This is a genomic window from Brevundimonas sp. UBA2416, from assembly GCF_002343105.1.
Taxonomy (GTDB): domain Bacteria; phylum Pseudomonadota; class Alphaproteobacteria; order Caulobacterales; family Caulobacteraceae; genus Brevundimonas.
The window spans coordinates 1-9,584 of record NZ_DDRM01000017.1 but is presented as its reverse complement, the minus strand read 5'-3'; the positions used below and the strand labels follow the sequence as shown (position 1 = coordinate 9,584).

Genomic DNA, 9,584 nt, shown 5'->3' with positions numbered 1-9,584 from the left:
TACTTGAGCGCCGACGAGACGAGCGTAGGCCAGACAATAAAGAACGGCCCCCGGAGCGATCCGGGGGCCGTTTTGCTGTGTGGTGTTTGGACGGCCCGGCCTAGAGGCGATCCAGAGCCCGGCGGAGACTGGCCCCGATCTCCGCGGCCTTGGCCTTCAGCGCCGGGTTGTCTATGGCCGCCATCGAGGCGGCCGGGTCCACGGCAGCGACTTCCGCGCCCGATCCCGACGGCAGCTGTTGGACAATGACGTTGCAGGGCAGCATGACGCCGACCTTGTCCTCCTGCATCAACGCCTCATGCGCCGCCTTCGGATTGCAGGCGCCGAGGATGACATAGGGCCGGAAATCGAGGTCCAGCTTTTCCCGAAACGTCTCGGTGACGTTGATCTCGGTGATGATTCCGAAGCCTTCAGCCTTGAGCGCGTCGCGCGTGCGGGCGACGGTCTCCTCGAACGGGCGGTCAGTGGTCGTGCTGTAATAGTAGGGCATGCGAATTCCTCTCGGCTGCAGTCAACGTCCGGGAGGGGGCCGACGTTGCCCGCATTGGGGGTGGGTCAGATAAACCGCACCACTACGCCCGGCCTGACCCCGGCGGCCAGCTGTTCGGCGTCCCAGTTGGTCAGGCGGACGCAGCCGTTCGAGGCGGTCTTGCCGATCTTTGACGGATCGGGCGAGCCGTGGATGCCGTAGGTGTCGCGTGACAGGTCGATCCAGACGGTGCCGACCGGGTTGTTCGGGCCGGCCGGGACCACGATCCGCTCGTCGCCGCGGTCGTAGCTGACGCGTTCGGGGTCATAGGTGTAGTCCGGCTCGTTCGCGACGCCGACCACGGTCACCGTGCCCGACGGGGCGGGCCGTTCGCTCGAGCCGATGGTGGCGGGATAGAAGGCCAGCAGGGTTCCGGCCTCGTCGAAGGCGCGGGCCGAGCGCTCGGTCTTGTCGATGACGATGCGGGCGACGCCGGTCAAAGGCGTGTCGTCGACCGCAGGGACGACGAGCGTCTGGCCCGCGCGCCGGAAGTCGACGCCGGGGTTCAGGCCCTGAAGCAGGGCCTCGGTGACATGGAAGCGTTCGGCCAGTCTTTCGAGGGCGCTGGTGAAATTCGTGCCTGCGCGTGCGGTCTCGGCGAGATCGTCTCCGGGCGGGGGGCTGAACGGCCCGGCGATGTCGGCGGCGGTGAGGGTATATTGCGCCATGACGGGGCCCGCATCGGCGGCGGCGAGCGCCTGCAGCAGGGCGGCGTCGGCGCCGCCGTCCTCGCCGAGGTCATTGGCCTTGCGCCAGGCGGCGATGGCTTGGCGGGTGTTCTCGCCGCCGAGGCCGTCGATCACCCCCGGCGAGAAGCGCGAGCGGTCCAGCAGGATCTGCAGCCGGACCATGCCGGGGTCGGGCGCGTATGCCGGCGTCGGAGCGCCTTCGGTCGGCGGGGTGGCCGGACGCAGGTCCGGCCGGGGCAGGCCGGCCTCGATCTGGGCAGCGGTCAGCAGCGGTCGCGGAGCCGCGGCCTCGGGCGGCGGGGCGGGAGCGGGCTCTGGCGCGCCGCAGGCGGCGAGGGTGAGGAGGCTGGCGGAGGCAAGGATCAGGCGAAAGGACATGGGATTCCGGTTGGTTGCGGTCCGGTCCCAACCCCTCACGTTCCCGCCTGTTCCAGCACAATTCCGGCACGTGCGCCGCGGTCAGGAGTTCGGCTTGCCGGTCGCCGGGTCAGTGGCGGTCTCGCCGGAGTTGGACGAACCCTCCGACCCCTTCGGCTCGGTGGCGGGGCGGGGCGGCGCGCCCTCGCGCGCGGGGGTGCGCTGATCCTCGGTCTCGATTTCACGATTGTCGGGTCGGCCGGGTGTGGACATGGGAGCTCCGCTGGATTGTCTGCAACGGCAACGCCTGCAGCGACCCAAGGCTCCGCACAGACTTCGTTCACCATGAACGCTCACCGGCCTGAAACGGGCGCGGGGTTAGACCTTGGGGGAAGGGCGGTCCGTCACGGGTCGCCGAAGGACGGCTGCATGACTTCGCTGAAGGTGGACATCGTCGGGATCGATACGCTCGGCGAGGCGGAGTTGGCGGCGTGGCGCGCCATGCTGGCCGCCAATCCGGCGCTGGCCAGCCCCTATTTCCGGCCGGAGTTCGCCCGGGTCGCCGGGGGCGTCAGCCCGAGGGCGGCTGTCGCGGTCTTCTCGCGCGGCGGCGAGACCGTCGGCTTCTTCCCGCATCAGCGGCGCGGCGGGGCGATGCAGCCGCTGGCGGCGCCGATGAACGACTATCACGGCGTCATCGCCCGTCCGGGCATGGCCCCTTCGCTGGAAGAGGCTGCGGAGGTGTTGGGCGCGACCCGGCTGAACCTGACCGCCTGGGTCGGGCCGACCGCGCTGGGCGAGGGTCGTCGCACGGTCCAGGTCGAGCTCGGCGACGACGGTTATGACGGCTGGTACGCCGAACGCAGGGCGTCGCATGGCAAATTCTTCAAAGACAAGGAGCGCGCCCGGCGCAGCATGGAGGCCGAGCTGGGGCCGCTGCGCGTCGAACGGGACCTGCGCGACCCGGCGCTGCTGGACTGGCTGATCGACCTCAAGCGCGACCAGTACCGGCGGACGGGCCGTCACGACATCTTCGCCTGCGGCTGGACCGCAGACCTGCTGCACGCCCTGCTCAAGGAAGAGGGCGAGGGCTTCGGCGCCTCCATGGCCGCGCTGTGGGCCGGCGACCGGCTGACGGCGGTGGAATATTCGCTGCACGCCGGCGACCAGTATCACTTCTGGTTCCCAGGCTATGAGCCCAGCCTGTCGCGCTGCTCGCCGGGCATACTGCTGAGCATGGACACGATGCGGATGGCCTCGGAGTACGGCTATCGCACCTTCGACTTCGGTTTCGAGGGCGAGCACTACAAGAAATATTTCTGCAACGGCTTCAAGGAGGTGCGCGAGGCCGTGGTGCTGCGGCCCGGTCTGGGCGCGGCCATGAGCCAGGCCGCGGTCGGCGCGCTGAACCTGGCCGGGGGCGACCGCGGTGACCGGCTTCGCACCAGCGTGCGCCGCCGCTGGGCCGCCATCGAGGCCTGCGAGACCACGCCGTCCGCCCGCATGATGGGCGCCATGCAGGCGGCGGGCGCCGCCCTTGCAAAGGTCCGCGCAACCGCCAACCGCGTTCCGGCCTGAGACAGATGAAGAGCAACATCCAGACCCGCACCCGCTATTCCGGCCCGATCGCCGAAGCCGCCGTCCATCCGCACAGTCTGGTGGAGCAGGGCTTCGCCTCCGACGAGGCGCTGGCGGCGGTGCTGGACCGCTATCCGGCCGAGCTGTTCGACATCAATCTGTACGACTACGACGACGAGGGTCAGGTTTCCCTGCGCACGGGCGCGCGCGGCAAGCTGGACGGCGCCGGGCTGCTGGCCGCGATCCAGCAGGGGCGGCTGTGGTGCAATCTGCGCTCGGTCGAGACCGGGTGGCCCGAGCTGTGGGCCGCCGCCATGGGCGAATTCGGCAAGGTGCAGGGGGCGTATGCCGGCCTGCGCGCGGTGAACGCCTCCGGCCAACTGATCCTGTCGTCGCCCAAGGCGCGGGTGCCCTATCATTTCGATGCGGCGGGGGTGGTGCTGTTCCATATGCGCGGGCGCAAGCGGATCTTCGTCTATCCGGGCGACGAGGCGCATCTGGCCGAGATCGACATGGAACAGGTGGTGTCACGCCAGACCACCGAGGAACTGCCCTATGTCCGCGCCTTCGAGGCGGACGCCCAGGTCATGGATCTGGAGCCGGGGCAGGCCCTGACATGGCCCTTCTATGCGCCGCACCGGGTCGAGAACCTCGACCGGTTCTGCGTGTCCCTGTCGATCGAGTTCCAGACCTGGCCGACGCGCTTCCGCAACGGGGCGCTGTTCACCAATGCGGTGCTGCGCAGCCGGGGCGGACGACCGCGCATGACCGACCGCATGGCGACGCCCGAACTGGCCGCGCGCTGGGCCGCCTCGATTGCGCTGAAGCGGGCCGGGGTCCTCAAGAGCCGGCTCGCGACCTTCGAGCGCGACTTTGTGCCCGAGGTCGGCGTCGAGGACGGGGCCGGTGCGTTGCGCGGTTGAGGGCGCGGCGGGCCGTTCCTTACAACGAAGTCATGACCTCGATTTAAAGTGACTTGACGACGGGGCGGTCGCACTTTCCGGGCACAGTCCGGAGAGGGAACCCGTGTCATGAAACCCGTTATCACATCCGCCGTCATCGCCGCCGCCGCCGCCGCCGCCGTCATGGCCGCACCGGCCTTCGCAAAGGACGGCCCCGAGGTCGAAATCCGCCACGCCGTGGCCCGCGTCGCCGTCATCGTTGAGGACCGAACCGACGTCGTCGTCGAGGTCGAGCAGGGCTCCTCCGGTCTTCCGGCCATTCAGATTTCCCGCGTCGGCAATGAGGTCCGCATCGACGGCGGCCTGCGCCGCCGGGGCTTTCTCAGCCGGGGCGACGGCATCCGCGACTGCCGGTCCGGCCCCGACAACGCCCAGCGCCCCGGCGACGGCGCTTCGGTCGAGGTCCGTGACCACGGCCGGATCAATATTTCGGACGCGCCGATGATCGTCATCCGCACGCCGCGTCAGGTGGACGTTTCGGCAGGCGGCGCGGTGTTCGGCTCGGTCGGACGGGGCGCGGCCTCGGTCGAGCTCGGCAACGCCGGCTGCGGCTACTGGAATGTGGCCAATACGGAGGGACCCGTGTCGCTCAGCATCGCCGGCTCGGGCGACATCCGCGCTGGAACCTCGACATCCCTCGATGTGAGCATCGCCGGATCGGGATCGGCCCGGGCGGGTGCCACCCGCGACCTCGACGTTTCCATAGCCGGATCGGGTGACGTCACGGTCGCGCGGATCGAGGGGCCGATGGGCGTTTCCATAGCCGGGTCGGGCGACGTCGTGGTCCGCGACGGAACCAGCCCCGACGTCGATATCAGCATCGCCGGCTCGGGCGATGTGAACTTCGGCGGCGTGGCGGTGGACGTTGATGTTTCGATCCTCGGCACCGGTGACGTGACCATCGCCCGCGCCACCGGCGCGGTCAGCCGCTCCATCGCCGGCAGCGGGGATCTTCGCATCGGCAACTGATCCCCCTCAGTCGCCGTGCGTGGGAAGGCCCGGGAGCGTGGAACCCTCCGGGCCTTTTTCCTTGCCTGCTCCTGGGCAGGCGCCCGACAAAAAGCCCCGGCGGATCGCTCCGCCGGGGCTTCTGTCTGTCAGCCTGCCGGGTCCTTACAGGATGCCGAGCAGCGAGCCGATGCCCACGCTCGACGCACCGGCGCCGGCGCGGTCGCGGGACTGCTGGCCGCCGCCGAAGGAGTAGCGGACGCCGACGTTGAAGCTGTCGACTTCCAGATCGATGTCGCCCAGATCCGAGCGGGCGTAGCCGGCGGTGACCGAGAACGGCGTGGCGCCGATGTCGTATTCCGCGCCGAGGCCCCAGGTCCAGGCGTCCACGTCCGCATCGTCAACCGAGTCATAGGTGACGCCGGCGTTCAGGCGCAGGCTCGGGGTGACGTAGAAGGCCGCGTCGCCGCCGGCCGTCCAGATCTCGACGCCGTCGACGTCGGTGTAGGCCACGACGCCGGACAGGGTCGCATTGGCGAGGTATTTCTGGGCGCGGAAGCCGCCGGTCCAGGCCGTGTCGTCGCCCGCGTCAGAAGCGGCCACGAAGCCGCCGAGGCGCATGTCCGAACCGAACATCCGCGACAGGCCGACCGAAGCGGCGCCGGCGGTGTCGTCGTCACCCAGGAACTCGGTGTTGGTGACATCGGCGGCGAGGGTGACGGTCCATTCGCCGAAGGCCGGCATGGCGGTGACGCCGTTCAGGGACCAGCTTTCGAGGTCGGCATCGCCGAGGGGGGTGTCGAGGCTGGTGTCAGTATAGCTGACGCCGATCGAGCCGGCCGGACCGTCCTGGGCCAGTGCGGGGGCGGCGGCGAGCGTTGCGATCGCGGTCGAGAGGAGGATGAGGGATTTCATGGCTTTTCCTTCTTGGGCGGCGTCGGGGAGTCGCGCCGCCAGACCGCCCGGCTATCAGCCACAATCCAAGCTGGGCCATTACAAACCCGTCATAAAACAGCGACTTGTGACGGGTGTGTCGACCCGGATACGCATTGTGGCGCCCCTGCGGCGATCAGGCGGAGGGATAACGGCGCACCTTGTCTTCGCCGTCAGAAACCGGAGGGATCGGGGCAGGGCGCCCGGGCCTAGGCTGGCGCTCTTCAGGTGGAGAATCGGCCATGAAAGCCTTCAGTCCCGCGCTTGGCGCTGTCCTTCTGTTGGCTGCAGCCGCGCCGGCGACAGCCCAGACGCCGCCGGAAGCCCTGACCTGGATGGTGCTGAACGAGATCAACAGCGCCTGGTTCGACCGGACCGAGCCGCTCAACCGCCCGCCGCTGGTCACGCGGGTTCCTGACGGGGTGATCCGGCCGGTCGATGTCACCCACGACGACAAGCCGGACTGGCTGGTCGACTATACGGACTCGGGTCTGACGTACTGCGGAACGGGCGGCTGCCTGCGGACCCTATATGTCAGCGACGGCGACGACTATCTGATGGCGTTCGACGAGCAGACCCATACCTTCGACCTGTCCCGGCGGGGCGGAGAGACGGTGATCGAGGCCGAGGTCCACCACATCTTCTGCGGTTCAACCGGCGATGACTGCGCCTTCGCCTGGACCTGGGACCCGGCGCTGAAACAGCTGGTTGAACGCCCCACCGCCGCCGGGGTCAGCCTGCTGGGCAATGACGGGGGCTTTGCGCCGATCGGCGAGCGCGAGAGCAACCGCCCGATCGAGGATCGGCTGCCGGCCGAACTGTCCGAGGTCTGGCATGGGAACCGCATCACCTGCCCCTCTACCGACGATGACGGCTTCCGGGTGTTCCGCCCCACGTTCAAGGAAGTGCCCGACCTCAACGGCGACGGCCGCCGTGACTGGTTGGTCCGTCTGCCCGATCCCTGCCCGAGGGATGTCTATGAAGAGGTTCAGGCCCGCCCGTTCAGCGTCTGGCTGACCGGCGCGGACGGGAGGCTCAGCGAGGCCTGGACCTCGGAACCGGACCACTGGGCGATGATCGACATCGCCACCACGCCCGCCTCGTTGGTCAGCAACCCGGCTTGCGGGACTGAAACGGCCTGCCCGAACCGACGTTTGCGGTGGGACTCCCGGTCATCGACCTTCGTTTCCGTGGATTAGGCGTCTGGCGAGGCTCCGACACAGTTTCGCCGCTTGACCAAATCGGAATCGGCGGTCATAAGCCCCCACTCTTGTTGGACCGGCTGTGCATCCCGCGTGTTTTGGGGATGCAGACGCGGTTCGCAGGAACGACCTGAGACCCTGTTCTTTGCAGTGACCCAGGACTTCAACGGCCTTCGCGGGTGACTGCGTGGGCCGATCGTTTTTGCGGACGTGCGTACTCTGAAGACCCTCGCGGTCTGAAGACTCCGGTCTTTGAAATGGTTCACAGGGACGCAGGTTCGCCTGCTTGGGAAATACGACCGATATGGATCAAAGCATCCGCATCAGGCTCAAGGCCTTCGATCACCGCGTCCTCGACTTTTCGACGCGCGAAATCGTCAACACGGCCAAGCGCACGGGCGCGACCGTTCGCGGTCCGATCCCGCTGCCGACCCTGATCGAAAAGTTCACCGTGAACCGCTCGCCGCACGTCGACAAGAAGTCGCGCGAGCAGTTTGAAATCCGCACGCACAAGCGTGTCCTCGATATCGTCGACCCCACCCCGCAGACTGTGGACGCGCTCATGAAGCTCGACCTGTCCGCCGGCGTGGATGTCGAGATCAAGATTTAATAAGAAAGAGGCGGGATCCGATGCGCACGGGCGTGATCGCCAAGAAACTGGGTATGACGCGTGTCTTCGCTGAAGACGGCGCGCATGTTCCAGTCACGATCTTGCAGCTGGATGGCTGTCAGGTCGTGGGTCAGCGGACTCAGGAGCGGGACGGCTATGTCGCCCTGCAGCTGGGTGCTGGCTCCAAAAAGGCCAAGAACACCAACAAGGCACAGCGCGAGTCGTTCGCGAAGCTTGAGGTGGAGCCGAAGGCCTATGTCACCGAGTTCCGCATCGATGCGGACGCCATGATGGATGTGGGCTCCGAGTTCTCGGCTGACCATTTCGTCGCCGGCCAGAAGGTCGACGTCCAGGCCGAGACCATCGGCAAGGGCTTCGCCGGCGCCATGAAGCGCTGGAACTTCGGCGGCCTGCGGGCGACCCACGGCGTCTCGGTCTCGCACCGTTCGCATGGTTCGACCGGTCAGCGTCAGGACCCGGGCAAGACCTTCAAGGGCAAGAAGATGGCCGGCCACTACGGCACGGAAGTCGTCACCACCCAGAACCTCACCGTGTTCCGCGTCGACGTCGAGCGTGGCCTGCTGCTGATCAAGGGCGCTGTCCCCGGTCACGAAGGCACCTGGGTCAAGGTTCGCGACTCCATCAAGAAGGCCCGTCCGGCCGACGCTCCGTTCCCCGGCGGCGTCAAGTCCAAGGGCGGTTCGGCTGCTGCGGCTCAACCGGCTGAAACGCAGGCTGAAGAGGCCCCGGCCGTCGAGACCACCGAAGGCGGTGAAGCGTAATGAAACTCTCGGTCATCAAACTCGACGGCAAGGCCGCCGGTGACGTCGATCTGTCGGACGCCGTTTTCGGCATCACCGACATCCGCGGCGACATCCTGGCCCGTTACGTCAACTGGCAACTGGCCAAGCGCCGCGCCGGCACCCACAAGGTCCAGACCCGGAACGAGAACTCTCGCACCGGCAAGAAGATGTACAAGCAGAAGGGAACCGGCGGCGCCCGTCACGGTTCGCGTCGCGCCCCGCAGTTCGTCGGTGGTTCGCGCGCCTTCGGCCCGGTCGTTCGCGACCACGGCTTCTCCCTGCCCAAGAAGGTTCGCGCCCTGGCCCTGCGTCACGCGCTGTCGGCCAAGGTCGTCGCCGGTGACCTGGTCATCGTGGACAACATCTCGCTGAAGGACGCCAAGACCGCCGGTCTGCGCGAAACCCTCGGCAAGCTGGGCTGGACCCGCACGCTGATCATCGCCGGTCCGGAAGTCGACACGAACTTCGGCCTGGCCGCCCGCAACATCCCGATGGTCAACGTCCTGCCGAACGCCGGCCTGAACGTTTACGACATCCTGCGCGCGGACAAGCTGGTGCTGACCAAGGCGGCTGTTGAAGCCATCGAGGCCACCTACGCCGACTACACCCCGTCGCGTCGTGAAGCCGAGGCCGCCAAGGCCGCCAAACCGGCTGCCAAGACGAAGAAGGAGGCCGCGTAATGGCTGGCGCCAACCCCACCGTAAAACACTACGACACCATCCTGGCTCCGATCATCACGGAAAAGGCCACGATCCTGTCGGAGCAGAACAAGGTCGTGTTCCGGGTCTCGGGCACCTCGACCAAGGATGAGATCGCCGCTGCGGTCGAAAGCCTGTTCAAGGTCAACGTCCTGAAGGTCAACACCCTCGTCCAGAAGGGCAAGACCAAGCGCTTCCGCGGCATCATGGGCCGTCGGGTCGACATCAAAAAAGCGATCGTGACGCTGGCTGAAGGCCAGTCGATCGACGTCACC

General features: G+C 67.6%; 12 protein-coding genes. 8 read left to right on the top strand and 4 right to left on the bottom strand.

The window, feature by feature from the left end; genetic code table 11:
• Positions 1-100 precede the first annotated feature (100 nt).
• From B3E43_RS05795 to B3E43_RS05785, 3 genes are all read right to left on the bottom strand, one after another.
• Positions 101-490 carry a DUF302 domain-containing protein gene (locus B3E43_RS05795; RefSeq protein ID WP_292027481.1) on the bottom strand — a complete coding sequence of 130 codons (390 nt, stop codon included), beginning with the start codon at positions 488-490 and terminating at the stop codon, positions 101-103.
• Positions 491-555: 65 nt separating this feature from the next.
• Positions 556-1,596: a L,D-transpeptidase family protein gene (locus B3E43_RS05790; protein WP_292027479.1), complete on the bottom strand. Its 1,041-nt coding sequence runs from the start codon at positions 1,594-1,596 to the stop codon at positions 556-558.
• Positions 1,597-1,677: 81 nt separating this feature from the next.
• Positions 1,678-1,848: a hypothetical protein gene (locus B3E43_RS05785; RefSeq protein WP_292027477.1), complete on the bottom strand. Its 171-nt coding sequence runs from the start codon at positions 1,846-1,848 to the stop codon at positions 1,678-1,680.
• Positions 1,849-2,004: 156 nt separating this feature from the next.
• Between B3E43_RS05785 and B3E43_RS05780 the strand changes: the two genes are divergently transcribed.
• From B3E43_RS05780 to B3E43_RS05770, 3 genes are all read left to right on the top strand, one after another.
• Positions 2,005-3,153, top strand: coding sequence for a GNAT family N-acetyltransferase (locus B3E43_RS05780; RefSeq protein ID WP_292027474.1), 1,149 nt, complete (start codon positions 2,005-2,007; stop codon positions 3,151-3,153).
• Positions 3,154-3,158: 5 nt separating this feature from the next.
• Positions 3,159-4,076, top strand: a complete 918-nt coding sequence (locus B3E43_RS05775) for a cupin-like domain-containing protein (protein ID WP_292027470.1) — start codon at positions 3,159-3,161, stop codon at positions 4,074-4,076.
• Between the two features lie 108 nt (positions 4,077-4,184).
• The gene (locus tag B3E43_RS05770; protein ID WP_292027469.1) at positions 4,185-5,084 is read left to right on the top strand and encodes a GIN domain-containing protein; all 900 of its coding nucleotides are present in this window, start codon (positions 4,185-4,187) and stop codon (positions 5,082-5,084) included.
• A 144-nt stretch (positions 5,085-5,228) separates the two neighbouring features.
• Here the strand turns inward: B3E43_RS05770 and B3E43_RS05765 are convergent, their stop codons facing one another.
• Positions 5,229-5,978 (bottom strand): porin, encoded by a 750-nt coding sequence (locus tag B3E43_RS05765; protein WP_292027467.1) that lies wholly within the window; start codon positions 5,976-5,978, stop codon positions 5,229-5,231.
• A 260-nt stretch (positions 5,979-6,238) separates the two neighbouring features.
• On the opposite strand from B3E43_RS05765, the gene B3E43_RS05760 reads away from it, so the two are divergent.
• From B3E43_RS05760 to B3E43_RS05740, 5 genes are all read left to right on the top strand, one after another.
• A complete protein-coding gene (locus B3E43_RS05760; RefSeq protein ID WP_292027464.1) occupies positions 6,239-7,195 on the top strand; it encodes a hypothetical protein in 957 nt (318 codons plus the stop codon).
• Positions 7,196-7,502: 307 nt separating this feature from the next.
• Positions 7,503-7,808, top strand: coding sequence for a 30S ribosomal protein S10 (rpsJ, locus tag B3E43_RS05755; RefSeq protein WP_003164367.1), 306 nt, complete (start codon positions 7,503-7,505; stop codon positions 7,806-7,808).
• A 20-nt stretch (positions 7,809-7,828) separates the two neighbouring features.
• Entirely contained in the window at positions 7,829-8,590 is a 762-nt protein-coding gene (rplC, locus tag B3E43_RS05750; protein WP_292027461.1) for a 50S ribosomal protein L3, read from the top strand.
• Entirely contained in the window at positions 8,590-9,291 is a 702-nt protein-coding gene (gene rplD, locus B3E43_RS05745) for a 50S ribosomal protein L4 (RefSeq protein ID WP_292027459.1), read from the top strand. The genes rplC and rplD overlap by 1 nt, the downstream gene beginning before the upstream one ends.
• A partial coding sequence (locus B3E43_RS05740; protein WP_292027457.1) for a 50S ribosomal protein L23 occupies positions 9,291-9,584 on the top strand: 294 nt, incomplete at its 3' end. The genes rplD and B3E43_RS05740, both read left to right, overlap by 1 nt.

Excerpts from the sequence above, each read along its gene's own strand:
- B3E43_RS05765 (WP_292027467.1), bottom strand. The coding sequence starts at position 5,978 with ATGAAATCCCTCATCCTCCTCTCGACCGCGATCGCAACGCTCGCCGCC.
- B3E43_RS05790 (WP_292027479.1), bottom strand. The coding sequence starts at position 1,596 with ATGTCCTTTCGCCTGATCCTTGCCTCCGCCAGCCTCCTCACCCTCGCC.
- B3E43_RS05775 (WP_292027470.1), top strand. The coding sequence starts at position 3,159 with ATGAAGAGCAACATCCAGACCCGCACCCGCTATTCCGGCCCGATCGCC.
- B3E43_RS05780 (WP_292027474.1), top strand. The coding sequence starts at position 2,005 with ATGACTTCGCTGAAGGTGGACATCGTCGGGATCGATACGCTCGGCGAG.
- B3E43_RS05760 (WP_292027464.1), top strand. The coding sequence starts at position 6,239 with ATGAAAGCCTTCAGTCCCGCGCTTGGCGCTGTCCTTCTGTTGGCTGCA.
- rplD (WP_292027459.1), top strand. The coding sequence starts at position 8,590 with ATGAAACTCTCGGTCATCAAACTCGACGGCAAGGCCGCCGGTGACGTC.
- B3E43_RS05795 (WP_292027481.1), bottom strand. The coding sequence starts at position 490 with ATGCCCTACTATTACAGCACGACCACTGACCGCCCGTTCGAGGAGACC.
- B3E43_RS05785 (WP_292027477.1), bottom strand. The coding sequence starts at position 1,848 with ATGTCCACACCCGGCCGACCCGACAATCGTGAAATCGAGACCGAGGAT.
- B3E43_RS05770 (WP_292027469.1), top strand. The coding sequence starts at position 4,185 with ATGAAACCCGTTATCACATCCGCCGTCATCGCCGCCGCCGCCGCCGCC.
- rplC (WP_292027461.1), top strand. The coding sequence starts at position 7,829 with ATGCGCACGGGCGTGATCGCCAAGAAACTGGGTATGACGCGTGTCTTC.
- rpsJ (WP_003164367.1), top strand. The coding sequence starts at position 7,503 with ATGGATCAAAGCATCCGCATCAGGCTCAAGGCCTTCGATCACCGCGTC.